15 protein-coding genes are annotated in these 25,574 nt (G+C 58.4%); 13 read left to right on the forward strand and 2 right to left on the reverse strand.

Annotated elements, in window-relative coordinates; translation table 11 throughout:
- The 3 genes from ACZ9XP_RS12255 to ACZ9XP_RS12265 all read left to right on the forward strand — a co-directional run bounded on the left by ACZ9XP_RS12255 (position 1) and on the right by ACZ9XP_RS12265 (position 1,376).
- The gene (locus ACZ9XP_RS12255; RefSeq protein ID WP_465188569.1) at positions 1-111 is read left to right on the forward strand and encodes an NAD(P)(+) transhydrogenase (Re/Si-specific) subunit beta; all 111 of its coding nucleotides are present in this window, start codon (positions 1-3) and stop codon (positions 109-111) included.
- Positions 112-231: 120 nt separating this feature from the next.
- The gene (gene tpiA / locus ACZ9XP_RS12260; protein ID WP_147686936.1) at positions 232-978 is read left to right on the forward strand and encodes a triose-phosphate isomerase; all 747 of its coding nucleotides are present in this window, start codon (positions 232-234) and stop codon (positions 976-978) included.
- Between the two features lie 5 nt (positions 979-983).
- On the forward strand, positions 984-1,376 hold the full coding sequence (locus ACZ9XP_RS12265) for a hypothetical protein (protein ID WP_465188516.1): 393 nt from the start codon (positions 984-986) through the stop codon (positions 1,374-1,376).
- A gap of 408 nt (positions 1,377-1,784) precedes the next feature.
- Here ACZ9XP_RS12265 and ACZ9XP_RS12270 read toward each other — a convergent pair whose 3' ends face one another.
- Positions 1,785-2,798: a LacI family DNA-binding transcriptional regulator gene (locus ACZ9XP_RS12270; protein ID WP_206211365.1), complete on the reverse strand. Its 1,014-nt coding sequence runs from the start codon at positions 2,796-2,798 to the stop codon at positions 1,785-1,787.
- Positions 2,799-3,117: 319 nt separating this feature from the next.
- Between ACZ9XP_RS12270 and ACZ9XP_RS12275 the strand changes: the two genes are divergently transcribed.
- Genes ACZ9XP_RS12275 through ACZ9XP_RS12290 form a run of 4 tightly spaced genes read left to right on the forward strand, consistent with a single transcriptional unit; the run spans position 3,118 to position 6,555 of the window.
- Positions 3,118-4,086: a fatty acid desaturase gene (locus ACZ9XP_RS12275; protein WP_240803461.1), complete on the forward strand. Its 969-nt coding sequence runs from the start codon at positions 3,118-3,120 to the stop codon at positions 4,084-4,086.
- 55 nt (positions 4,087-4,141) lie between these two features.
- A complete protein-coding gene (locus tag ACZ9XP_RS12280; protein WP_147686945.1) occupies positions 4,142-4,462 on the forward strand; it encodes a MocE family 2Fe-2S type ferredoxin in 321 nt (106 codons plus the stop codon).
- Positions 4,463-4,475: 13 nt separating this feature from the next.
- A complete protein-coding gene (locus ACZ9XP_RS12285; RefSeq protein ID WP_465188517.1) occupies positions 4,476-5,726 on the forward strand; it encodes an NAD(P)/FAD-dependent oxidoreductase in 1,251 nt (416 codons plus the stop codon).
- Positions 5,719-6,555: a sugar phosphate isomerase/epimerase family protein gene (locus tag ACZ9XP_RS12290; RefSeq protein WP_147686949.1), complete on the forward strand. Its 837-nt coding sequence runs from the start codon at positions 5,719-5,721 to the stop codon at positions 6,553-6,555. The genes ACZ9XP_RS12285 and ACZ9XP_RS12290 overlap by 8 nt, the downstream gene beginning before the upstream one ends.
- Before the next feature lie 112 nt (positions 6,556-6,667).
- Here ACZ9XP_RS12290 and ACZ9XP_RS12295 read toward each other — a convergent pair whose 3' ends face one another.
- The gene (locus ACZ9XP_RS12295) at positions 6,668-7,861 is read right to left on the reverse strand and encodes a tyrosine-type recombinase/integrase (RefSeq protein ID WP_465188518.1); all 1,194 of its coding nucleotides are present in this window, start codon (positions 7,859-7,861) and stop codon (positions 6,668-6,670) included.
- A 498-nt stretch (positions 7,862-8,359) separates the two neighbouring features.
- Here ACZ9XP_RS12295 and ACZ9XP_RS12300 point away from each other — a divergent pair, with 498 nt between their 5' ends.
- From ACZ9XP_RS12300 to ACZ9XP_RS12325, 6 genes are all read left to right on the forward strand, one after another.
- Positions 8,360-10,546 carry a CHASE2 domain-containing protein gene (locus tag ACZ9XP_RS12300; protein ID WP_465188570.1) on the forward strand — a complete coding sequence of 729 codons (2,187 nt, stop codon included), beginning with the start codon at positions 8,360-8,362 and terminating at the stop codon, positions 10,544-10,546.
- 9 nt (positions 10,547-10,555) lie between these two features.
- Positions 10,556-11,356 carry a 3',5'-cyclic-nucleotide phosphodiesterase gene (locus ACZ9XP_RS12305; protein WP_465188519.1) on the forward strand — a complete coding sequence of 267 codons (801 nt, stop codon included), beginning with the start codon at positions 10,556-10,558 and terminating at the stop codon, positions 11,354-11,356.
- 45 nt (positions 11,357-11,401) lie between these two features.
- A complete protein-coding gene (locus tag ACZ9XP_RS12310) occupies positions 11,402-13,534 on the forward strand; it encodes a SulP family inorganic anion transporter (RefSeq protein WP_465188520.1) in 2,133 nt (710 codons plus the stop codon).
- A gap of 393 nt (positions 13,535-13,927) precedes the next feature.
- On the forward strand, positions 13,928-15,232 hold the full coding sequence (locus tag ACZ9XP_RS12315) for a FecR family protein (protein WP_465188521.1): 1,305 nt from the start codon (positions 13,928-13,930) through the stop codon (positions 15,230-15,232).
- A 2-nt stretch (positions 15,233-15,234) separates the two neighbouring features.
- Positions 15,235-16,767 (forward strand): ShlB/FhaC/HecB family hemolysin secretion/activation protein, encoded by a 1,533-nt coding sequence (locus ACZ9XP_RS12320; protein ID WP_170253708.1) that lies wholly within the window; start codon positions 15,235-15,237, stop codon positions 16,765-16,767.
- Positions 16,768-16,777: 10 nt separating this feature from the next.
- Positions 16,778-25,540 carry a two-partner secretion domain-containing protein gene (locus ACZ9XP_RS12325; RefSeq protein ID WP_465188522.1) on the forward strand — a complete coding sequence of 2,921 codons (8,763 nt, stop codon included), beginning with the start codon at positions 16,778-16,780 and terminating at the stop codon, positions 25,538-25,540.
- Positions 25,541-25,574 lie beyond the last annotated feature (34 nt).

Consider the following 25,574-nt stretch of genomic DNA (forward strand, 5'->3'; position numbering starts at 1 on the left):
GTGGGCTACGCCGGTCTGGATAACGAGCTGTTCTACATGGACAAAACCATGATGGTGTTCGGCGACGCCAAAAAGGTAGTGGAAGACATGCTGAAGGCGGTGTCGCACTAAGCTGCGGCCAACCTTGGCACGATGTGGCCCAGGCGATGGGTTTCTCTCTCGACCGCTTTCGGGCGGTCTCTTTTTATATATGGCATCACGGCCAGCGCCGTGATGCCGGCAGGAGTCGACATGCGTAAGAAGCTGGTCATTGGTAATTGGAAAATGAATGGCAGCTTGGCCCAGTGCAGAAGCATGCTGCCGGCACTGGCTGGCTTGACCGTGCCTAATGTGGATCTGGTGGTGGCGCCACCCGCTGTGTACTTGTCAGAAGCAGCTGGGTTGTTGGCCGGACGACAGTTGGCACTGGCGGCGCAGGACGTCAGCGCTCATGTGGCGGGTGCTCATACCGGTGAGTGTGCGGTGCCGATGCTGTATGAGTTAGGTTGCCGGTACGTGTTGGTGGGGCATTCGGAGCGGCGTAGCGCTCATGGTGAAAGCGATGCTGTTTGTCTGGCCAAGGTAAAGGCCTGTCTGGCCGGTGGGCTGATACCGGTGCTATGTGTAGGCGAAACCGGCATCGAGCGTGAGCAGCTTCGCACGCTGGAAGTGCTGCAACGGCAGCTAAGCGGTTTGCAGGGGATGGACCGCTTGGCCAGTGTGGTGGTGGCCTATGAGCCGGTCTGGGCGATCGGCAGCGGCAAGGCAGCAGCTGTGCGCGACATTGCTGAGATGCACGGTTTCATTCGTAGCCTGCTACGTGAATACGGTGACCGAGAGCAGGCCTGCCGTATTCTCTACGGTGGAAGCGTCACAGCGCGTAACGCCGGCGAAATCCTGCGTCTAAAAGACGTGGATGGAGCCCTTGTGGGTGGGGCGTCCTTGAGTGTGGATGGCTTTGCTGCCATCTACGCCCAGGCCGTGACGAGCCGTAGTTAAGCGCCATGGCTCCGTTGTTTTCACCAAGAGACTTGTTTTATCTTCAGCAGTTGGTGCGGCTGGAGGAAGCCAGACTCGGGCGTGCCACTGCTAGCGATATTTTCGAACTAGCCTGGTTTATCGAGCTGGCATGGTATTGCGGGCGAGTGAATTTTCGCGATCCACCTCGCCGTTTGCGTGAGTGCCGTGAGCGCATTCTGCCACCGAAACCAGGCTACATCGATGACGGTTATCTGGATGAAGATCTGTTTTCAGCCTTGCAGCAAGGAGTGATATGCGCGATGGGGGTATTGGACCGCTTTTCGCTCATCTATATTTCGGATGCGGCGCGTTACTTGAAACGGCGTCTGCAGGAAGCGTCATCTGGCACCCAGCGTCTGGCACCACAGCCTGTATAGGCTGTGCAGGGTTGTCTTACCCTGTTTGTGCCTATTGCTTCTCATGCGAAGAGGTGTTTGGTCTGACTTGCGCCTCTTAAGGCGTGGCGATGTTTCCCCAATCTCAGAAGCGCTATATTTCAGCGTCCAAGGTTAATTTACCTGATTTCTCTGCGAGTGATTTGGCGTAGGTGGTTGGCTTCAAATGACCCGTGCTTTTTTGTGTCTTTGGTTGTTTTATTCCCTTCGCCCGCTTCTCATGACGACCTAAGCATGAATGGTGCGCTTTCAAATGTGGCGGCCAGGTATCAGGTGAATTACCGGACGGATAGCGGATTCATGGTGTTATGTACGGCATATGCGGTGAGTAAATTGCCTGCGTGAGAAGTCTGGACGCGGGTACTAATTTATCAGTGCCTCATAGCCTATTTATACGTTACCAAGTGTATAGGTGATGAACGGTAGCGTACTCTGTAGTGAACCGTGCTGCGCCTTGTGCTGGATGGCTGTCAACATGACCTCTACCAACCGGCTGGCCAACCATTCCTGCGGGTGCGACAGCACCATGTTGATGCGCTGCTCGATGAGGGCTTGTCGCGTCACCGTGGTCAGGTCCAGGCACACCGTTACCAGTCCTGGTGGCGGGTTGCTGTTCTTTAGCGCCTGCAGTACCCCCTCAATCCCACCGCCGGCAATGTAAAGTCCGGTGAGGTCTGGATGCTGTTTCAGCAATTCCAGCGTCGCCACTTGAGCAAGATGAATGTCTTCTAGGCTGATCAGTGTTTCCAGGAGCTGGAATTTCGGCGCGAACTCGCGGAAATAGGAGCGGAAACTCATCTCGCTCTGTTCCTGGCACAAGTAGCGGTGGCTGCCCACAATCACGCCTACCTTACCCGGTGCCGGTGCCAGTTCGGCAATTGCCCATGCCGCCGTACGGCCAACCTTTCGGTGGTCGATTCCAACGTAACCACTGCAGCTGTCGGCAGTCAGGTCAGAGATCAGCGCAAACACCGGGATGCCACAAGCAGTGATGTTGTCTATGGCTTGGCTGACTAGCGGGTGGTCAGCAGCCACTAGTGCGATGGCATCGACCTTCTTGCTCAGCTCGTACAGCTTGGTTACCACGTGTTCGGGTGTCAGCTCGTCCAGGAAAACCACCAATGCTTTGCCGGCTGGTTGCATCTGAGTTCGAGTTGCTTCCTCGAGGATGCTCCCTAACTCGCTGTAGAAATAGGTGCTGTTCTTTTGCAAGATGAATCCCAAGCGGTAGCCGGCGGTCCGTTCATCCAGCCGGTTACGTATCAAGCCCGCGCGCCGAAAACCTAGTTTGTCGGCGGCAGCCAGCACCCGTTCAGCAGTTTCTTGGTTGACGCTAGCCCGCTTGTTGATCACTCGGTCTACTGTTGCCACACCCACTCCGGCCTCACGGGCCACATCTTTCATTGTTGGTCCCATTTTACTTCGCCTTGATAGATTCTATCATTTTAAAAATGGCAATTATGATATTGCATGATGCTAAAAGTGATGACTGTATTGCATGCCAATATTCACTGATTATACTGATATTAATCCTGATTAAGGCTGATTTCGTCAAGTAATCGCTAACAGGATTATCAATACACTACACACATTGAGATGATAGATTATGATAGAAAAAAAGCTAGCGCGAGACTACAGTCTCGAAGGCCCGTGTGGCAAAGAGGCTGCTGCCAGAGGGTTGGTGTCGGCGCAATGGTTTGCCTGCACGGTGGACCGCAAACAGATGAAACAGCTTATGCAGCGTGATGATTGGCAGGCGCTGAAATACCTGGGTGGGTGGTTGCTGCTATTGATCGGCAGTGGCGTGCTTGCATATCACACCTGGGGCACACCGTGGGCTGTACCGGCCTTCCTTTTGTACGGCCTGCTGTACTCGGCAGGCGAGCACGGCTCGCATGAGCTGTCACATGGCACGCCATTCCGTACCGGCTGGCTGAACACATTCTTCTTCCAGCTCACTTCTTTCCTGGCGCTGCATGAAACCGTGTTCTGGCGCTGGAGCCATGCCCGCCACCACACGGACACCATCATCGTCGGCAACGACCGCGAAATTGCGTTTCCACGCCCGATCCGTCTGGCTGGGTTGTTTGCCGACTTCTTCTTCCTGAAGTCCGGCAGTATCGAGTTCCTGCGCACTATCCGCCACGCCTTTGGTAGCGTCAGCAGCGCCACACGCAGCTTCGTGCCAGCGTCGGAGATTGGGCGCATGATCCGTTCCAGCCAAGTACACACCCTGATCTATATCGCCACTATTGCTGCTTGCGTATACAGCGACAGCATTCTGCCAGCCATGTTCGTGGTGCTGCCGCGCTTTTACGGTTCGCCTCTGACCCAGGTGTTCAACATTACTCAGCATGCAGGCTTGGCTGAGAACGTGCTGGACCACCGCCTGAACACCCGCACCGTGATCTTCAACCCGCTATTCGCCTTCCTGTACATGAAGATGAACTACCACGTGGAGCATCACATGTTTCCGATGGTGCCATTTTATAACTTGCCCAAGCTGCATGCCTTGATACGGGACCAGTGCCCGCCAGCCAACCTGGGGCTGCTGCACGCCTACCGCGAGATCATCCCGGCGCTGTGGCGCCAGCGTTACGACCCTGACTACAGCATTCCGCGCCAGCTGCCACCAATGCCCGCAAGCCACAACGTTGCGGCCAACCCTGAAACCGTTCGCAGCTACGCCTGAGCCCAGACAAAAGCGCCGGAACCCGCCGGCGATGCACACACTGAGGAGACCCACCATGAGCCAATGGATCAATGCCTGTGAGATCAATGACATCGAGCAGGAAGATGTACTGCGCTTCGACCACGCTGGCCGCACCTATGCCATCTACCGCGCGCCGGATGACCAGTTCTACGCCACAGCAGGCACTTGCACCCATGAGAAGGTGCATCTGGCTGACGGTTTGGTGATGGACCACATTATCGAATGTCCAAAGCACAATGGCCGTTTCGACTACCGCAGTGGTAAGGCGCTGGGTGCACCGGTATGCGTAAATCTTCAGACCTATCCGGTCAAGCTGGATGCCGGCCGGGTGTGGATCGAGCTAGTAGATGCCTGAACGGAGCCTAGTGATGCACTACGTCGCCCCCATTATTATCGTCGGCGCCGGTCATGCCGGCGGCCGCGCTGCGTTGGCCCTGCGCGAAGCGGGCTACGCTGGCCCGCTACTGTTGATCGGTGAGGAGCTGCATCTGCCATACGAGCGTCCAGCGTTGTCCAAGCAGTTATTGCTGGATAGTCAGCCTGCCGATGATTGCCATATCGGCAGTGCTGAGCAGTACCAGTCGTTGGCGGTCGAAAGGCTGACTGGTGTGCGTGTCACCTCCATCCACCCGCAATCGCGGCATATCTGCCTACACGATGGCCGAGAGTTGGATTACCAGCAGTTGCTGTTGGCCACCGGCGGGCGTGTGTGCCAGGTTAGCTTACCGGGTACCGATCTTGCCGGCGTGCAGTTGCTGCGCACGCTAGATGATGCGGCCGCCTTGCGGTCACGCCTTCACGCAGGTAAACGGCTGGTGGTGGTTGGCGGAGGCTTCATTGGCCTAGAGGTGGCCGCCAGTGCGCGTCAGCTGGGCTGCTCGGTAACAGTGCTTGAATCTGGTGACAGGTTGGCTGCTCGGGCGTTGCCGCCGTTGATCTCAGCCAGGCTGCTGGCACTGCATAGGGCGCGCGGGGTGGAAGTGCGTCTTGGTTGCCAAATCAAAGCCTTTCGAGGCGAAGGCAGTGTCAGCGCGGTGGAGTTAGCTGATGGTGAGCTGCTGCTCTGTGACACGGTGCTGGTGGGTATCGGCATTCAACCCAATACGGAGCTGGCGGCCGCCGCCGGACTTATTGTGGGCAACGGCATCCGCGTCGATGCCCGACTTCGTACCAGCGACACTCATATCTACGCAGTGGGCGATGCTTGTGAGTTTCCCTGCCGCATTAGTGGCCAGCATCAGAGGCTGGAAACCTGGCGCAATGCTGAGGAGCAAGGCCGTTACGTCGCGCGCAGTATGCTGGGTGTCGTAGACGTCTATGACGCTTTGCCATGGTTCTGGTCTGACCAGTTCGAATATAGCTTGCAATTAGTCGGACAGATCAAAGCTGCGGCCAACTGTGTGGCCCGAGTAATGCCTGATGAAGGCCTGCTGCTGTTTTATCTGGATGCGGCGCAGCGGCTGCAGGGTGCCTGCGGCTGGGGTGCTGGCAATGCGATTGCCCGCGACATCAAGCTGGCAGAGTTGCTTATCCGCAGTGGTAAGCAGCTGCCTGCCGACACGCTAGCCGATCCAGGCAGCAGTCTGAAATCCCTGCTAAAAGGAGTAGCCAATGTCTAAGCAGTTGCTGATTTTTCAATCTATGTGGGCGATGGAGCGCATTCATCCCCACGGCCACACCGCTAGCGTGGAGGACAACCTGCAGCAGCTGGCCGCCGCTGGTTTCGATGGCTTTACCGACCATTACTATCAGCGTGCGCATGTGCAGCGGCTAGCCTCTATTGCACGTGAGCTAGGCCTGCAGGTTGAAGGCCAGGTATTCCCAACGGACATCGATGGCCTCCAGCCGGCGCTGGAATTGGGCAGTGAGTTCGGCTGCCACCACATTACCATTCAGCCCGATCTGCGGCCTCGCACGCTGCGCGAGGCAATCAAGGTGCTGGAAGGTTGGCAAAAACTAGCGGAGCAAGTCGATTTTCCAGTGCTAGTGGAGACCCATCGTTATCGACTGACCAATGACTTGCTATTCACACTGGATGTGCTGGAGCAGCTGCCCAACCTCAAATTACTTGCCGATCTTTCACACTACGTGGTGGCGCGAGAGTTGCCCCTGCCAATTACTGCCGAAGACCAGCGGCAGATGCACACCATTCTGGACCACAGTTGGGGTTTTCACGGACGAGTGTCTAATGGCCATCAGGTGCAGGTGCCTTTGCACTTTGCCCAGCACCAGCCGTGGCTACTGCAATTTCAGGAATGGTGGTCCTACGGCATGAAGAGTTGGCGCGCCCGGGCGGCGCCAAGTGAGACTTTATCGTTCACTTGTGAGCTGGGACCTGCACCGTATGCCATGACAGGAGTAGATGGGTTAGACATTACGGACCGTTGGCAGGAGTCACTGCTACTGAAGGCCACTGTTCAGCAGCTGTGGCAGGAGTGTGGCGCATAGCTCGCTAGAGCAAAGGTCTACGTAGGGGGGTGTGCTCGATTTTGAGTCAATGGCCATGAATCGCCACCGTTTTCGTGGATGCCTCGTGCTCCTGAGATTCTAAACTAGGCGCTCAGCCTTCTCCCGTCACAAAATCAGCCCAGCGTTCCATTAGCCGCCTACGCTCGTCCAGATACTGGGCGTGGTTGTAGGTGGCTTTCATTTTGTTTTCTTCTGCGTGCGCCAGCTGCATTTCAATCAGGTGTGACGGGTAGCCCTGGCCGTGTAGGTGGGTAGAGAAGGTGGCGCGCAGGCCGTGCGGGCTAGTGGGGGCTTCCAGGGCAATCATTACCTTGCGCAGAGTGGCTTCAGACATGGCTTCGCCAGGCGTGCGCTGGTTGGGGAAAACGTACTGGCTATCACCGCTCCAGTCGATGGCGGTTTGGATGAGCGCTACGGCCTGGTCGGGCAGGGGAACAGTGTGGGTGCGGCGCTTTTTCATCTTGGCTGCAGGGATGGTCCACAGTTTCTTGTCCAGATCGAGCTCGCTCTTTTCCATGCGCCGCAGTTCGTTGGTGCGTACGGCCAGCAGCATCAGCAGTTGCAGTGCTATGCGGGTGGTGCCAGTCCCGCGATAGGTGAGGATCTTGCGCCATAGCGCTGGCGGGTCTTCGGCGGCCTGATGGTGTTTGACGGGTGGCGCGACGATGGCGCGCTTGATGGAGGCTGTGGGGTCAATGTCGCAGCGCAGGGTAGCTACGCCGTAGCGGAATACTTGGCCGCACACGTGCCGAAAGCGCGAGGCGGTGTTGGCGATGCCGCGTGCTTCCAGTTGCTTCATGATATTGAGGATCACGATTGGCTTGATGCTGGCCAAGGGCAGGGGCCCGAACTTGGGGAAGCCGTATAGTTCAAGCAGGCGGATGGACTGGAATGCCGTGGTCTCTTTGCCTTGTAGCCGTACTTTTTCGTAGAACTCGCGTGCGACGGCTTCGAAGGTGGACATTCCCTGTTCGATGACCTCCAGCTTTTCGGTTTGTCGTACCGTCACCGGCGAGCGGCCTTCGGCAATCAGCAGCTTGGCGTTGTCGCGAGCTTCACGGGCGGCTGACAGTGAAACCTGCGGGTACTGGCCAATGGCGTATAGCTTTTCCTTGCCGGCCAGGCGGTATTTCAGGCGCCAGAGTTTGGCGCCGTTCTTCTTCACCAGCAGGTACAATCCGCCCATGTCGGCGAGCTTGTAATCCTTGTCTTCGGGCTTGGCGTTACGGACTTTGGCATCGGTGAGCGGCATGGCAATATCGCTAATGTTTTTGTAGTGAATCACGATAATAACGATTCGGTACCCCCAACGATACCCCCAATTTGTCTGGATGCCCCAAGATGCCCGTAGACGACGCTAGAGATTTACTTGTTTAAAAACAGTGGTTTGTAAATTTTGCGTGGATGGTCGTAGACGTGGCTAGATCCACTTCACGCTTCATGAACTTTGACCAGATCAAAGACTATCAGGACGTGGCTGATACCGTTAAAGCTTGATTAAATCAGTAGACTACTGATTTGGTAGCAGGGGGTTTGGTGCAGGTGTCGGTAACGACACCGTGACCAAGCCCCCTAATTTTTTATTGCCATAGCCCAAGTACTGTGGCCTTGCGGTGGTTATGAGAAGCCATATTGGATTTTCCATTCATTGGAAGATATTTATGGCATTTTTGATAAGAAGCAGTTTATTCTCTTTACCCAGGATTTCTTATCAATGCACATCCGGGCGTGGCTTGGTTAACGCCCTTTGCGAACCACCAGCATGTTCTTCAAACCCTATCTGATGGCCTTGCTCAGGCTTGCCAGGACGCGGTTACGTCAAATCTGTGGCGTTCTGCTGACGCTTTTCTGCTGTGCTGTCATCACAGGTTGGGTGTCTGTAGGCTTCGTCGCGCAGTTGGACCGCTGGTGGCACGATGCCCGCTTGGCGGTGAGTCTTCCGGCCAGGCCGGCGATGCAGCCGTCGGTCGTTATTATCGATATTGACGAGCGCAGCCTGGCGCAGCTGGGGCATTGGCCTTGGCCCCGTAGTACGTTGGCAAGTTTGGTGGAGACCCTGTCCGGTCATTATCGTGTGTCGGTTATCGGTTTTGATGTGGTGTTTGCCGAGCGGGCTGTCAACCCGGTTTTACCCGGTATGCAGCAGTTGGCAAAGCGATATCCAGCACTGGCGCCAGAGTTGGCCGCATTGTTGGCGGTGGCGGATGAGGATGCTGTCTTTGCCCGTGCGCTGGCAAAGGCACCGGTGGTACTGGGTTACTACTTTGATACGGCCGGCGCGGCGCGTCATAGCGGTACGTTGCCAGAGCCGGTATTTGATGCTGAGTTGGCCGGCGCGACAAGACCATTGCCTGCTGACGGTTATGCGGCCAACGTGAATCTGTTGCAGCGGGCGGCAGGGGCAGGGGGGCACTTTAACGCGTTGCCGGATAGTGATGGCGTTAACCGGCGCATGCCTGTTCTGGTAGAAAACCAGGGGCAGCTATACGAGACCTTGTCCGTTGCCATGTTGCGCCGCCTGCAAGGTAATGTGCCTTTGTTACCCGAATTCGACGCCAACGGGCTGATGCGTGGTGTGTCGGTTGGCAGTGTGTTCATGCCACTGGATGCGCAAGGCGCCATGCTTATTCCCTACGCGGGGCCGCGCGCCACATTCCGCTACGTGTCTGCCGTGGATGTCTTGCAGCGCACTTTGCCTTTGAGCGCGCTGGCTGGCAAGGCTGTGCTGGTTGGGGCAACGGCACCAGGCTTGATGGATTTGCGAGCCACACCATTGGATGCCGTGTACCCCGGGGTGGAGATTCATGCAAACGCGCTGAATGCCGTGCTGCAGGGCAAGCTTTACCATGCGCCGGATAACCGAGGTGCCGAGGCCATCGCTGTCTTTGTACTGGGGTGTCTGCTGGCGTGGCGTTTGCCGCGCATGTCGCCTGTATTGGGGATGTGGCTGACGGTGCTGTGCATTGCGCTGGTGGTGGGCGGTAGTGTGTACGCCTGGCAACGGGCCCAGCTGGCATTGCCGGTGGCTGCCGAAGTGCTGCTGCTAGCCAGTCTGTATTTGCTCAATATCAGCTGGGGCTATATCAGCGAAGCACGTCGGCGTCGTGAGCTGGCTTCGGCTTTTGGTAGCTATGTACCGCCAGAGCTGGTGAGCAAAATGTCGGATGCGCCCGCTGCTTTCCTGCAGCAAATGAAGGGTGAGCATCGTCACCTGTCAGTACTGTTTTCGGATGTGCGCGACTTTACCCGCGTGTCCGAGGGCCTGCCGGCGGCAGAGCTGGCCAGCCTGATGAATCGCTATCTATCTGCCCAGACTACGCATATCCAGCATACCCGCGGCACGATAGACAAATACATAGGCGACGCGATCATGGCTTTCTGGGGTGCGCCCATGGCGGATGAGCAGCATGCTCGTCATGCCATAGTGTCTGCATTGGCGATGCAAAAGGGGATGGCGGGGCTGAATGCGGCTTTTGCCGAGCGTGGCTGGCCGGCATTGCGCATCGGTATTGGTATAAATAGCGGCGACATGACGGTGGGCAATATGGGCTCGGATTTTCGCCGCGCCTATACGGTAATGGGCGATGCCGTGAACCTGGCTGCCAGGCTGGAGGGGCTGACCAAGCAATATGATGTGCCGATCTTGTGTGGTGAGGGGACGCGCCAAGCATGTCCGGACCTGATCTGGCGCGAGGTGGACCGGATCCGGGCGAAGGGCAAGCAACAGGTTGTCACGGTATGGCAACCCATGGCTGAAGAAGACGGACCGCCATCGTGGCAAGCGCCTTGGCAGGCAGTATTGCAAGCTTATCGCGCTGCCGATTTTGCCGGGGCCGCTACCAGGCTGGCGCCCTTGCTGGCCCGCTATCCTGATGATGGCCTGTACAAGGTTTACCAGCAGCGTATTGAGCATTACCTGGCCGTACCGCCCGATCGGTGGGATGGCGTATTCGAACAGACAGAAAAATAGCAATCAATCATGATGCATGACGATGATGCACAGCCTGGATGCCCAAGCGTACTCACCGTGCTGGGGTGTGATGGTGGCGTGGCCGGTGGTAAATCCACCAGCAGCTTTCTCTTGGGTGAGCGCATCCTGATTGACGCGGGTACGGGCCTGTCGCGGCTAGGCAGCGACAAGCTGTTGGCCGTTGACCATGTGTTTCTTACCCATAGCCACCTGGATCATATCTGTGCCTTGGCCTTTATGGCTGATGCGGTATTCGGCCTGCGCGAACAGCCTTTTGCCATTCATGCCTTGCCCGCCACGCTGGCTGCGCTAAAGGCACATCTATTCAATGACGTGCTCTGGCCGGACTTCAGTCGTCTACCACGCCAAGGCTCACCAACGTTGCGTTACCACGAGCTCAACCCCGCTTATGAGTTTGGCGCATTGCATTTGCGCCCGTTCCAGGCGGTGCATAGCGTCCCCGCTGTCGGTTATGTCATTGACAGCCCGGCGGGCCGTACGCTGCTCAGTGGTGATACCACCATTACAGACGATTACATAACGGCGGTCGCGGCACTGGGCCCGCTGCGCTGGCTGGTGATGGAGTGTGCATTTCCGGCGGCCATGTCTGGCATTGCCGGCTTGTCCGGCCATGTGTCGCCCGATGGCCTGGCGCAACTGGTGCAAGCCATTGACCACCCTGGCCTGCAAGTAGTACTGACGCATCTCAAACCGGGTTGCGAGCGAGAGATCATGGCCGATGTGGATGGCCGTTTGGCACTAGGGCCACGTTTGCATTACGCCCAGCCAGGCATGCAGCTGGCTTTGTAAGTACGACGATCAAGAAGTGTGTAAATAAAAAACAGGGAGAAAAGCATGTATCAGGGGACGATAAAGACCTGGCTGGGGCCGGCTTTGAGCGGGGTGCTGCTGGGGACGATCGGCGTATCTATTATCTCCGCCTACGCGACTTTGCTGTTTCGCGGCAATGCCGCCCCCTATGCGGTTTTGGGGATGGCCTGCATCCTGATCGGCAATATGCTGGCCACCCTTGTCGTGGCGCGGCGTTCTCAGCAGCAAGGCGTGGTAGTGGGGCCTGACGAGTCTTCTGTCATCATTCTGTCAGGTCTGGTCGGCAGTTTGCCGGTACTGGCGGATCCTGCCGCACAAGCCGGTATGGTGATGGCGCATCTGGTAGCCGCTTGTCTGGGCTGTGGCCTGATGTTCTGGCTGGTGGGGCGTTATCGCCTGGGCCAGATCGTACGATTCATTCCGTACCCGGTGATCAATGGTTTTCTGTTTGGCTCTGGTGTGTTGCTGTTTCTGGCAGGTGTGGGCCAGGTAGCCGGCCAGTCGGTCAGCTTGCAAAGCTGGCCGGTATGGCAAGGTTTTGCCGAGCACTGGCTGGCGATAGTCATGGCAGGTGGCTTGGCCGCAGCACTGTTCTGGGTACCGCCACGCGTCTCTTCTGCGCTGGCTTTTCCGGCTTTGATCCTGCTGGCGGTCATCTTCTTTTTCATGGTCAGCAGCTTGCAAGGGATAGACCATGCCCAGCTTGTTAGCCAGGGCTACCTGACGCCGCTGGGGGACCATGCGCCATCTTTATGGTCTTTATCTTTTGCCTCGCTGTGGGCGGGTGTGGATGGTGACGTGTTATGGCGCTCTGCGCCCACCGTGCTGGTAGTCGCCGCCGTCGCCTTATTGACTGCCCTGCTGCAGATTGTGGCGCTGGAGCAGGTGCTGGGTGAGGATGTTGACGAAAACCGCGAGCTGCGCACCTATGGTGTAGCGAACCTGCTGGCAGGCGTATTTGGTGCATTCCCTACGGTGTCTTTTATTGGCGATACCTTGCTCAATCGCCAGGTGGCGGGTGCCCAGGCAAGAGCTGCTACGTATGTCCTAGCGGTGATTTTGCTGGCAGGTGTCTGGTTTGCCGATGTGCTGCTGGCCTATATGCCGATTTTTGTGATGGCCGCTTTGCTGCTGTTCTTTGGTATTTGCCTCATCGTGGATTCGCTGGAGAAAGCGCGCAAGGCAGCGTCATCACTAGACTTGATCATTACCTTGTTTGTAGGGTTGGTCGTCAATCTGGGTGGTTTTGTCGAAGGGGCCATGGCGGGTATCGTGATTACTTCGCTGATCTTTCTGGTGAAGTACAGCAAGATAGATTTCGTCAAACAGCAGTTCAGCAACCATACCGTTCCCAGTCGTGTTACGCGTTCCGGCGACGGCAAGCGACTTTTGCAGGCGTCTGACTGGCTGTCTGTTTACGTGCTGGAAGGGTTTTTGTTTTTTGGCAGTGCCCAGCGCTTATACGAGCGCGTTCGGGAAGACTATCGCGTTGCGCGGCCAGAGCAGTGCATTATCGATTTTCGTCACGTAAAGGGTGTGGATGCCACGGCGGTTTCCATGCTGGGCAAGGTCGCTGGCATGGTCGCTGCGCAGGGTGGGGTGTTGGTATTCTCCGGCGTGCATCGCTCGTTATTGCGGTCCTTGCTGGTGCTACGCAGCGAGTCTGTACGCTTTACCGCCAACCTGGATCTGGCTGTGCAGTTTGCGGAAGACCGCCACTTGGCAAAACTGGCTCGTGCGCAGCAAGATCAGGCGCTATTTCCTTTTCTGGCAGACATTGCCCCCTACGCTCAAGCGCGCTGTTTTGAGTCTGGCAGCGTGGTTATCCGGCAAGGCAGCGGTGCAGTAGGGCTGTTATTGGTCATGAGTGGCAGCGTCAGCGTGCGTGTAGAGCTGCCGGACGGCCAACAGCTCCGCCTGCGGAAATTCATGTGTGGCACCATTCTGGGTGAAATCAGCCTGTATACCGGCGCGGGGACAGTAGCCAATGTCTACGCTAACGAACGTACCGACGTCCTGCTGTTGTCGCCTGAACAGCTGGCCAGTATCGAGCAACATCAACCTGGCCTGGCCATTACGCTGCACAAGGCGGTGGCCGCCGTGATGGCACACCGCCTGGTTGATACCAACCGCAGCCTGCAGCAAGCCACGCTTTGAGGTGGTTTAGTACGGCGATTGCCATTGTGGTAAAGCTGCAACTGAATGCTTGCCCCTGACATGGCAAAGAGCCTGCACGCGACGCATGGCGGCGAGGCAATTTTTCTTTCTTTAAATTAAATAGTTACCTGTGCTTGCCTTTGGAATGAAGGTTGTGGTGTCTGGCGAAGGCACCATGTACGGGTAGAAAAATGCCTACGGTATCTTTTGGGCTGTAATTTCATAAAATATATGTGCCTGTTTTTTTAAATTAAGAATTTAAAATATTTCAGCCAAAAGCCTTACCCTAAGTGCTTGTGTTTCAATTCAGTTCTATCGACGAAATAGAATTGAACATAGCAAATGGCTTTAAAAACATGGTCGGCAGTGGTTAGCCTGGTTGGGAGCTTGCTGATGGCCGGGGGCGCTGGCGCAGCCGATGTGGCCAAGCTGCTCTTTGCCCAGGGCATGGTCACCGCCAAAACAGCCAATGGCACAGTGCGTATCCTGGCAAAAGGCAGCCCATTGGCCGAGGGCGACACGGTGAGTACGGTGGGCAAAGGCTTTGCGGTTATCGAGTACCTGGATGGCGGCAAGACCACGCTGCGCCCCGATACAACACTGATTATCAAGCAGTATGCGCCAGCTGGTGTGGTGCATACCCTGGTACAAGGCGGGCTTCGCAGCGTGACCGGTGCCATAGGCAAAGCCAACCCGGCGGCGGTGAAGTATCAGGCTGGTACCGCCACGCTGGGTATACGAGGCACGACATTCGACGCTCGCCTGTGTCAGGGCGGCGATTGTGCCAGCGAGGCCGCCGGCGTGATTGCTCGTGCCATTTTTGTGCGCGGCGAGGTGCAGGCCGGTGGCCGGGTGTTATCCAAAGGCGGTGGGGTGGCCGTGGGCGATACGGTGCAAACCAGCCCGGGCGCGGTTGCTGTATTGGCATTTGCCGATGGCAGCAAGGCTAGCCTGGGGCCGGGTAGCCGTTTTGTGGTGAAAGACTGGCTTTATCAGCAAGGCGAAGCCGGCCGTGCCATGCTGCAGCTGGTAAAAGGTGCTGTACGGGTTGCTACCGGTGCTATCGGCAAGCAAAACCCGGCAGGCTACAAGGTACAGGTGGCCACCGCCGTGATTGGCGTGCGGGGCACTGGCTTCGATGTGGATTGCCAGGCGCAGTGTGCCGCAGCTGCCGATAACCAGCCCAACGAGACGTCACCCGACCCGTTACCGATGCGCCCGGATGCGCGCCTGTACGCCTACGTGTGGCAGGGGGCCATCGATGTCCGCGGTAGCCAGTTCAGCCAGCCCATGGCGGCAGGGCAGATCATGGCAGTGCAGCTGGCAGACGGCCAGCGCCAGTTTTTGCCATCTTTGCCGGCTTTCATGCCAGAGGGCGATGTACCGCGCCCGGATCAGGTGCCCGGCGAGTTTGGCGACGCGCCGTCAGACCTGAAACCAGGCTTGTACACCTGGGTACGCACCGGCCTGGTCACGCTGGAGCAGGACGGCAGCGTTGTCACCGTCCAGCCGGGCGAGTCTGCGTTTGCTGACCAGGCAGGCCACGCCCCGCAGCTGTTGCCTGCTGTACCCGCGATACTGGCCGATGATGCCACGCCGTATCCTGAACATTTCGACCCGCTCATGGCTGTACTGCACGTGCGCTCGCAACTGCGTAACAGCTTCATTACCCCTCCCGCACAATGCACTATCCGCTAATCATGATGCCTTCCCGCTGGTTTTCCGTACTCGGGCTGGTGCTGGCAGCCACGGCTGCGGCCAACCCTTTGCAGTTTGACGTGTCCGGTTATCAGCTGGATGGCCACCACCCGCTGGACGACGCGGCTATCCACGCCGTGCTCAAGCCCTATACCGGCCCGCAGCAAAGTGTCGCTACCTTGCAGCAGGCCGCTGCTGCACTGCAGGCCAGGCTGCAGCAAGAAGGGCATGGCTTTTACCGGGTCATCATCCCGCCGCAAACCATTACCGACAAAGTCAGGCTGCAGCTGCTGATGCTGCCTGTGGGGGCGGTCAGCTTTGCCGGTCAACAGTATTTTGCCGAGGCGCAGTTACGTGCGGCGTTTCCGCAGCTGCAAGTTGGCATCACCCCGGATACCCGCCGGCTGGCGCGTAACCTGGCGCAGTTCAACGACCACCCGGCGCACCAGGCCATGCTCACCCTGTCCGAGAACCGCGTGCAGGAAGCCATCGATGTCAAAGTCACGGTAGAAGACCAGACCCCTGCAACGCTGTTTGCCAGCCTGCAAAATACCGGCAGTGACGCCACCGGCAAGTGGCGCCTGGCGACGGGTTTTCATACCGCCGCCTTGGCAGGTACCGACCAGCAGCTCACGCTGTCATACACCACCTCGCCAGACCACCATCGCGATGTCAGCCAGTACGGTGCATCCTGGAAATGGCCAATCTATTCGCTGGCAACCGATGTGGCCCTGTATGCCGGGCACTCCAGTGTGGATTCCGGCACGGTGAGCGATATCTTCAACGTGGCCGGCCGTGGCGACTACGGCGGTTTATCGCTATCGCACCATCTCTTGCCTGCCGGGCAGCTCAAGCACGGCATCAAGGCCGGGCTGGACTACAAGGCCTACGGCAACCAGGTGCTGTTTGGCCAGAACAACCTGGGCTCCGATGTCACCACCACACCGCTCACGCTGGGCTGGTTCGGCGTGTGGCAAGGTGCGGGCCAGCGCGCAGAGCTGACGCTGGACTGGTCGCGCAATATCCCGGGTAGCAACGACAACGATGACGCACACCATGCGGCCAACCGTAGCGGTGCCAGCGCAGACTGGCAGGTATGGCGCGCAGGCATGAACTACCAGTTCGGCTTGCCCGCCCAGTGGCGAGCCGTCACCAGGCTGCAGGCACAATACAGCCACCAGCCGCTGGTGCCGGGCGAACAATTTGGCCTGGGTGGTACGCAAAGCGTACGTGGCTATGAAGAGCGCGAGGCGTCGGGCGATCAGGGCTACCAGCTAGCGCTGGAAGCCTGGGCGCCGGCCATCCTCCCCGGCCTGCAGGCTGTGCTGTTTGCCGAAGGCGGCCAGACGCGGCGCGTGCAGCTACAGGCGCAGGAAACCGGCCGGCAGAACCTGTTGGGCCTGGGCTTCGGCCTGCGCTGGCAGCCTGCCAGCCACTACGCGCTATCGGCCGACTTTGCCCGCCCCATGAAAGACACCTCGCAAACCCAGGCTGGTACATGGCGCGCCCATGTGCAGGCCACCGCCCGTTTCTGAGAACCGTACCATGCCGCATCACGTTCAATTTCAGCCCCGTCTACTGGTACTGGCGCTGGCCGCCGCCTTTCCGTTTGTGCACGCCAACCCCAACGGTGCCCAGGTCGTTCTGGGTTCCGCCAGCCTGAGCCAGCCTGCGGCCAACGTCTTGCAGCTGGATGCCAGCAGCCACAAAACCATCGTCAACTGGCAGCAATTCAGCATCGGCCAGGGCGAGTCGGTACGCATGAACCTGCCAGGCAGCACCAGCGCCATCCTGAATCGCGTCACCGGCGGCGATGTCAGCCAGATACTGGGCAGCCTGCAGTCCAATGGCCGCGTGTTTCTCATCAACCCTAGCGGTATCGTCTTCGGCCAGGGTGCCCGTATCGATACCGCCGGCTTTATCGCCTCCACCCTGGGGATGAGCAATGCCGACTTTCTGGCAGACCGCCTGCGCTTTGACGGCCCCGGCGGCCAGCTGGCGCAAAGCGGCGATATGGTCGTTAAAGGCGATGTGGCACTGATCGCCAACGCCCTCAGCACCAGTGGCACCATCCGTAGCGACAACGGCAACCTGATGTTGGCCGCAGGGCAAACCGTAGAGCTGGTAGACCTGTCTACCCCCGCGCTGCGCTACCAGATCAGCGCCCCCGACAACAGCGTGCTCAACCTTGGCCAGCTGCTGGTGCAGAACGGCGCCGCCGCCATGTTCGGCCACACCCTGCAGCAGCAGGGCCAGGTACAGGCGCTGCGCGCCGAAACCGGCGACGGCGGCAGTATTGTGCTGCGTGCCGACAACATCACCCTGGGCCAGGGCGCCAGCCTGCAGGCCGACGCGCAAGCCAGCGGCCAGGGCGGCACCATCAGCCTGGTGGCCACCGGTGCGGCCAACGTGCACGGCACGCTCAGCGCCCGTGGTGGCACGCAGGCCGGCGATGGCGGATTTATCGAAACATCCGGCCACACAGTGAACCTCGGCGGCATTAATGTGGATACCCGCGCCGCCCAGGGCAAAACCGGGCAATGGCTGATCGACCCCGCCGACTTTACCGTCGCCGCCAGTGGTGGCGACATCACCGGCGCCGCGCTGTCGGCACAGCTGGCGCAAAACAACATCACGCTGGATAGCCGCGCGGGCAGCCAGCAGGGCCAGGGCGATGTGCTGGTCAACGACAACGTCAGCTGGGCAGCAGATACCACGCTTACCCTGCAAGCCGAGCGCCATGTGGTGCTCAACAGCGCAGTCAGCGCCAGCGGCCAGCACGCCGGCGTCACCATCAGCCCCGGCGCGGTGGGCAGCCTGCAACTGGGCGAGTCCGGCCGGCTGGACCTCACCGGCAGCCACGCCGCGCTGAGCATCGCCGGCAACCAATACCAGCTCATTCGCAACCAGGATGAGCTGGTTAACAAGCTGGCGGCCGAGGGCGGCGCGTTGGCGCAGGGTTACTTTGCTATTGGCGCAGATTTCCGTTTTGGCAGTGATTTCGTGATGCGGCAGGGGCTGGATGAAGGCAGTGTGTTGCAAGGCTTGGGTCATACCCTGTCGGGGCAACTGCAACCGCTGATGCAGCTAAATTTAGGCACGGTTGCTAGCCTCAAACTGAATGAAGTGAATATTAATCTTCAAGGTGACAATGTCGGTGCCATTGCACGTAATGGGTCGGCTTTTGATATTGGCGGCACTGGTAGGTACGCGAGTGGAACTTTCCAAGATGTAAGTGGAGCTGGCTCTGTTATTGGCGTGAATAATGTTGGTGGTCTGGTTGGTTCTGGCAGCATTGATCATGGAAAATTTTCAGGCGTTGTGCGTGGTGTGGAAAATGTGGGTGGTTTGGTTGGTAACGGTGGCGTTTCTGGTGGTGTGAATCATGCCACTGTCTCGGGGTATGCAAATACCGGTGGCGTAGCTGGGAAGGGTGATGCAAGTAATAGCGCAAATTATGGTGAGGTGCGCGGTGGGCATAATACCGGCGGTTTGGTTGGCGAAGGATATGCCTATGATTATGTTTACAATTACGGTTCTATATTTGGGGAATATAATACGGGAGGCTTGGTAGGTGGTTTGTCAAGGAGCTATGTTCAGCATGGTTATAATTTTGGTGACATCTTCGGTGGTGACAATACAGGTGGTATAGCCGGCTATTTCTCCGAACATGCAGGGCTCTGGGATTCCAGGTCAGATGCGAAAGTGTATGGCGCTAGCTATGTCGGTGGCTTGGTCGGAAAAAGTGAAAGGGCAGGCCGGATTACGGGTATTAATCGATCTTCATCTTCTGGTCTTGTCAGTGGTACGGGTGATTATATTGGTGGCGTGGCAGGCTATGTAGGGCCCTATGACTTGTCGAATGGTTGGGGTGGGCGAGATTATGGCAATTATGGTAGTTCGAGCAGCCAGGTAATTGGCAGGAACTATGTGGGTGGTGTGGCAGGTTATGTTGCCGAAGGCGGGAAAATAGCAGGTAACTTTTCTGGGAATATTCTATTGACCGCTGATTTTCCAGCTGAATACAGTCTAGGGGATTACTATGCGGCTGATAAAGTCACGGTTAATGGCAAGAAAGTTCGAGGCGGTGTCTATTCTGCCTTGCTTGACGATTTTGGGGGTGTGAAAGACCTTTCCCAGTTTCTTCGGGTTGATGGAGTTGGTAATTATATCATTGAAAGTCCTGATGATTTGAAATATCTGTGGGGGAGTGCGACTGGCAATTTTGTATTGACTTCAAATATTGACGTGTCTGGATTGAGTGGGTTTAATATAAACTATTTTACTGGTCGGCTTGATGGTGCTGGTCATGCGATTGGTGGCTATGTTTATAATAGTTCAGACTTTTACAATCAGCGCGGTGGTGGTTTTTTTGGGTCTAATGCGGGAGTAATATCAAACCTTTCGGTTGTGGCGGGGCGTGTCGCTGGTTTGCAGGCTGTTGGTGGCTTTGTTGATGAAAATTATGGTGATCTGATTAATGTCAGATTTATGGGTGGTATTGTTTCTGGTGTAGATGAAAATTCTTCAAGCTCTGTAGGTGGGCTTGTGGGAATTAATATGGGTCGTATTGTTGCATCTGATGCATTTGCTCAGGTTCAAGGTGACTCCCAAGTTGCAGGATTGGTGGGTTTAAATACTGCTACGGGCAGTGTTTCCGACTCTAGCTTTTCCGGTGTCGTTGTAGGGTCGAATGTTGATGTAAAGTTGGGTGGTCTGGTAGCTTTTAGTGAGCCCGGTGGTTTAATAAGCAATAGCTTTTATAACGTAGACAGTACCCTTCTTAACGGTGAACGAGTCTTTACCCGTGGCGCCATGTATGGCGAGCAGTTTGAGCGCTGGCAGGCTGCGGGCCACCAGCTGGATATCGATAGCGAGTTTTCCCGTGATGCATCCGGCCGCTACCAGTTGCAGAGTCTGGCCGACTGGCGTCACATGCTGGCCTGGGCCGATAGCGACAAGCAGTTTGTGCTGACCAGCGACATCGACCTGTCTGGCGATGCGGGTTATTCCTTGCCGTGGTTTACTGCCAGCCTGGACGGCGGTGGTCACGTCATCAGCAACCTTACCATCCTGAATCACAGTCTGAACCAGGCCTGGGGGCTGTTTGGTGTGATTGATAGCGCGGGTGCTGTGAGCAATCTGCAGTTGCAGGGGGCGCGTGTAGAAGCCGTGGGCACCGTTGGTCTGCTGGCGGGGGTAAACAAAGGCACGGTGAGCCAGGTCGGTACTAGCGGGCAGGTGGCGACGACTGTCGACGGTAATATTGTCGGCGGCCTGGTGGGTATGAACGAAGGCACGATTTCCACTGCGACAAGCCATGGCACGGTGAGTGGTGATGTGGCTGCGGGTGGCCTGGTGGGTTACAACACCGGCAGTATTCTCGATGCGGCCAACCATGCAGCGGTGAGCGGTACTCGGGCGGTGGGTGGTTTGGTGGGTTCCAATGCCGGCACCATCGATTCGTCTGCCAATCTGGGGCGGGTTTTCGGCACCGAAGCGACAGGTGGCCTGGTTGGTGCCAATAGCGGCAGTATCAATGCCTCGACCAGCATGGGGGATGTGCGCGGTAGCGTAAATACCGCTGGCTTGGCGGGTGAGAACTCGGGCTTCATTGATGCCAGCCGCGCAGGCGGTACAGTCACTGCCAACGATCGTAATACCGGTGGCTTGGTAGGCCTGAACGAGGCAGGTACCGTACAGGCCAGCCAGTCGGATGCTGCTGTGAACGGCGTGTCGAATGTGGGTGGCCTGGTTGGCCTGAATAATGGTGGTGCGGTACTGGCTAGTGAGGCCAGTGGCAATGTGCTTGCCACGCTGGCGTATGCAGGCGGCCTAGTGGGGTACAACCACGGCAATGTCAGCGAGGCGCGCATTGAAGGCAGTACTGCCAGCGGCAGCGTTCAGGCACTGGATTATGCCGGTGGCTTGGTGGGCATCAACCATGCGGCCAGTGCCGATGCCGTGGTCAGCCAAAGTAGTGCCAGTGGTGCGGTGAGGGCGACAGGTAGCAACGCCGGTGGTATCGCAGGTGGCAACGATAGTGCATTCAACACCCTCTGGGCAGTGATTGAAGACAGCCAGAGTAGCAGTGCGGTAGCAGCCGGTAATGTGGCTGGCGGCTTGGTGGGTTATCAGGCGGGTGAGAATGCCCGCCTGGCCAATAGCGCCTTTACTGGCCAGGTGACGGTAGATACCACGCGCGCTGGCGTGATGGCATTGGCTGGTGGCGTGGTGGGCAAGCTTGAGGCCGGCAGTGTCAGCAACAGCTTTTACAACGTGGATACAGTCACGCTAAACGGGCAGAAAGTGTTTACCCGCGGTGCGATGTATGGCGAGCAGTTTGCGCGCTGGCAGGCGGCAGGGCGCCAGCTGGATATCGATAGCGAATTCGGCAATGACGGTGGCCGTTACCAGATTCATACCCTGGCCGACTGGCGCAATCTGCTGGCCTGGGCGGATGGCAAATACCGTTTCGACCTCAACACCAACCTGGATCTGTCTGGCGATGCCGGTTATTCGCTGGCGTGGTTTGCCGGTGATCTGGATGGCCGTGGCCATACCCTGAGCAACCTGACGATCAGCAACAACGATATTGCCGCCAACTGGGGCCTGTTCGGCAATGTGCTGGCGGGTGCCCGTGTCAGCAACCTGAATCTGGCTGCGGCCAACGTGAGTGGCTACGACAATGTGGGCATGCTGGCGGGCAGCAATGCCGGCACGCTGGATCAGGTGTCGGCAAGCGGTATCGTGAGCGGGGGCCGTCGCTACAGCAATAGCAGTACGGGAGGTCTGGTGGGGGCCAATAGCGGCACCATCGTAGCGGCGAGCAGCCAGGGCGAGGTGAATGGCGATTTCCAGACCGGCGGTCTGGTTGGCTACAACACTGGCCTGGTGACGGGTGGGGTGTCTACGGCTGCCGTTGCCGGCTATGCCTACGTGGGTGGTTTAGTCGGTGCCAACGAGACAATTGATAATGTCGCGGTTATCGAGGACGGTCATGCCAGTGGCGCGGTCAACGGTGTGGTCGGTGTGGGCGGTTTGGTGGGGCGTAATCTGGGCGGGCGTATTGTGGCCAGTACGGCCAGCGGTAAGGTTACCGGGACTGGTGCTGAAGTAGGTGGCTTGGTCGGGTCCAGCGTGGCTACCCGTACGGACAGCGTGATCGAGACCAGCTCGGCAACAGGCGATGTATTGGCCGAGGGGACTGTCGGCGGCCTGGTGGGCATGAACTCGTCTGGCAATACCAACCATAAAGCGATTATTCGTGACAGCCAGGCCAGTGGCAGTGTCACTGCACGTAGCAACTATGCGGGGGGGCTGGTTGGCCACAGCAACGGCACGTCCATTATTTCCGGTAGCCTGGCTGCCAGCAGTGTCTCCGGCCGCAGCCAGGTAGGTGGCCTGGTGGGCTATCAGGACGGTGCCAATGCTAGCTTGGTTAATAGCTACGCTCAGGGTGTGGTTACCGGCAACAGCCATGTGGGCGGCGCTGTGGGCTACCAGTACAGTGGCTTGGTACAGAATGTTTACGCCAATGTGGCGGTGAACGGCACGAGCAATAGTGGTGGGCTGCTGGGCAAGAACCTGGGCACGGTCGGCAACAGCTACTGGCAGCAGGCCACTGCGGGTACTGCCAGCAGTGCGGGTGGTGCCGGGCTGGATAGTAATCAGATCAAACAGCAGGCCAGTTTTACTGGCTGGGATTTTGGTGCGACCGGCCCATGGCGCATCATTGAAGGCAGCAGCATGCCGTATCTGGCCTGGCAGTTTGCCGGCACGCCACAGGTGGTCAGCGGCAGTGTCACCGGCGGTGCTGGCCAGGGGGTAACGCTGGCGGCTGATGGCAACAAGCTGGGCTTTGCCTATAGCGGTGCCGATAGCCGCTTCTATATGCTGACCCAGCCCGGCAGCGGCAGCATGTGGATGGCCTATACCGCCGATGCGGCCAACGTTTACCAGGGCCTGCAACGGGTGGATTTTGCCAACATCAATCTGGGCGCTGCGGTGGTGTCGCTGCAGGGCGATAACCTGAACAACGCGCGGCTGGCAGAAGCCGTGGGTGCGCTGGATAGCCCGCTGCGTAACGATAATGGCGAGCTGGTGCTCGCCGAGGGGTCGACCCTGCAGCACGAAGGCGGCAGCTTTACCCTGACCGGCAATATCAGCGGTGGTGCAGGCCAGCGCTGGCTGGGTGAGGTGTCGGTAACGGGCGATGATGTCACGTTGTCTAGCTATGGTGATGTCGATTTTGCCGGTGATGTGGCGTTGCTCGCGGGGAGCCGGCTGACGTTGGCCGCAGGCGGTAGCGGCGGGCGTTTCGACGTAGCCAGGGGCGCGCGCTTGCGCACCGAGGGCGATCGCAGTATGGCCAGCCTCAGCAGTAGCGGGTTGCTGTCGGTACACAGTGGTGACCTGCAGCTCAATGGTGGTGGCACGCTGGCTGGCGAGCTGGAAGTAGGCGGGCGCCTGGCGTTCGAGTCGGGGGGCTGGTCTTTGCGAGACGGCCTGCGCCTGACCGGCAGTGGCCGCTTTGCCAGCGAGCAGCCTGCCCAGGTGAGTGTCGATGGCAGCCAGGCCGGTGTGACCGTGGCGAGCGACGCGAGTGTCAGCTTGTTCGATTTGCGCCTGGGCGGCACCGGCAAGCTGGTGAATCTGGGCACGCTGTCTTCCTACGAGCGGGTCATGGGCCTGACGCTGGATAACCGCGGTACCGCCACGCTGGACGCGACCACGCTGACGGGCAGTGTGATCAATAGCGGCAGCCTCACCCTGGGCCAGAATAGCGACGTGCAGCAGCTGCGTAACGAGGGCACGCTTGCCGTGGCAGATAGCCGCATCGCTACGCTGGATAACCGGGCTGCCGGCAGCGCCAGTCTTGCCCGTGCCGTTATCGGCCAGCTGGACAACGCAGGTGGCGTACAGGTGGATGCCACGTCCCGCGCCACCAACACCCGCCAGCAGCTCGGCACGCTGGCCATTGCCGATGGGGAAAGCCTGATTACCGACACCGGCAGTTTTGACTGGCAGGGCGGGCAGATCACCAGTACGCCGGGCGGGCTGGCGTTCCAGAATGGTGGCCAGTTCATTTTCAATGGCGATGGCGAGCGCATCATCGACGGGCTGGATCTCTTCTTTACCAATACGGCCAACTCTCCGCTGTTGTTTGACCGTGGTAGCCTGGTACTGCGTAGCGGTAGCTTGACCTTGAGCGGTACCACTTTGCTGGGTGGCGGTACCTCGCTGGTGATGGAAGGCGGCCGTTTCATCAACAACAGCAGCCTCTCGGTAGCGGGTGAGGTACTGATGACCGGTGGCAGTTACGAAGGTGTCGGAACCATCAGCCTGCAGGCGGCAGGCAAGCTGAATCGCCCGCAGGACAGCACGGTAAGCTGGCTGAACACCGGGGTGCTGAGCAATACGGGTACCCTGGATATTGCCGGCGGCACCATTGCTGCCGCGCTGAACAATACCGGTACGATGAACATCGGCGGCGGCACGGTATTTACCCAGGCCTTCACCAATACCGGCGTACTGAACCTGTTGGGTACAACGCATTTTGATGGTGGCTTGACCCAGGCGGGTGGCAGCCTGCAGTTGGGCAGCAGTGGCAGCCCGGTCGTGGTGGATGCGGCCAACCTGGTGCTGAACGGTGGCGCCCTGCGCGGTGCCGGCACCATCAATGGCAGTGTCAGCAGCCAGGGCGGGCGTCTTGCCGTGGGTTATTCGCCGGGCGAGCTGGTCATTAATGGCAACCTCACGCTGGATAGCAGCACGATTCTGGATCTCGAGCTGGGTGGCACAACGGCAGGCTTGTACGACCGCATCGTGGTCAACGGGCAGGCAAACCTGGCGGGTACGGCCAACGTACTGACCTGGAATGGCTTTGCCCCTGCCAGTGATTTCAGTGTGCAGGTGATGCGTTACCAAACCAGTAGCGGCGCGTTTGCCAGTGTGAATGTGCCCACGGCCAACTATCAGCTCAGCGCCACGCCATCGGGCATGAACCTGGCCTGGCAGGCCACCCCGGTCACCCCGCCGGTTACGCCGCCAGTGGTGCCGCCCGTGGTGGGGCCGACGACACCGTCGAATCCGTCATACGGTGCGCTGGTGCCCTCCGCCGTGCGGCATGTCATCCGCTATACCGAGACCGACAGGCTCGGCCGCGTGGGTTCGGGCAATCTTGCCAGGGGGGCGTTTCTGAGCATGAGTACGGTGGCGAGCAGGTTGCCTGCCTGGGCGTCGTGGGCGGACAACAAAATAGTGGATGAAAACGGCACGGTGCGGGAGCTGTCTATCTGCCAGTAAGCGCTACTAAAGGCAAGCCACATGGCCGGTACGT

This window comes from Vogesella perlucida (assembly GCF_979366545.1).

What these genes read in the sequence shown, in the direction of transcription:
- tpiA (WP_147686936.1), top strand. Translation starts at nt 232, where the DNA reads ATGCGTAAGAAGCTGGTCATTGGTAATTGGAAAATGAATGGCAGCTTG.
- ACZ9XP_RS12265 (WP_465188516.1), top strand. Translation starts at nt 984, where the DNA reads ATGGCTCCGTTGTTTTCACCAAGAGACTTGTTTTATCTTCAGCAGTTG.
- ACZ9XP_RS12270 (WP_206211365.1), bottom strand. Translation starts at nt 2,798, where the DNA reads ATGAAAGATGTGGCCCGTGAGGCCGGAGTGGGTGTGGCAACAGTAGAC.
- ACZ9XP_RS12275 (WP_240803461.1), top strand. Translation starts at nt 3,118, where the DNA reads ATGAAACAGCTTATGCAGCGTGATGATTGGCAGGCGCTGAAATACCTG.
- ACZ9XP_RS12280 (WP_147686945.1), top strand. Translation starts at nt 4,142, where the DNA reads ATGAGCCAATGGATCAATGCCTGTGAGATCAATGACATCGAGCAGGAA.
- ACZ9XP_RS12285 (WP_465188517.1), top strand. Translation starts at nt 4,476, where the DNA reads ATGCACTACGTCGCCCCCATTATTATCGTCGGCGCCGGTCATGCCGGC.
- ACZ9XP_RS12290 (WP_147686949.1), top strand. Translation starts at nt 5,719, where the DNA reads ATGTCTAAGCAGTTGCTGATTTTTCAATCTATGTGGGCGATGGAGCGC.
- ACZ9XP_RS12300 (WP_465188570.1), top strand. Translation starts at nt 8,360, where the DNA reads ATGGCCTTGCTCAGGCTTGCCAGGACGCGGTTACGTCAAATCTGTGGC.
- ACZ9XP_RS12305 (WP_465188519.1), top strand. Translation starts at nt 10,556, where the DNA reads ATGATGCATGACGATGATGCACAGCCTGGATGCCCAAGCGTACTCACC.
- ACZ9XP_RS12310 (WP_465188520.1), top strand. Translation starts at nt 11,402, where the DNA reads ATGTATCAGGGGACGATAAAGACCTGGCTGGGGCCGGCTTTGAGCGGG.
- ACZ9XP_RS12315 (WP_465188521.1), top strand. Translation starts at nt 13,928, where the DNA reads ATGGCCGGGGGCGCTGGCGCAGCCGATGTGGCCAAGCTGCTCTTTGCC.
- ACZ9XP_RS12320 (WP_170253708.1), top strand. Translation starts at nt 15,235, where the DNA reads ATGATGCCTTCCCGCTGGTTTTCCGTACTCGGGCTGGTGCTGGCAGCC.
- ACZ9XP_RS12325 (WP_465188522.1), top strand. Translation starts at nt 16,778, where the DNA reads ATGCCGCATCACGTTCAATTTCAGCCCCGTCTACTGGTACTGGCGCTG.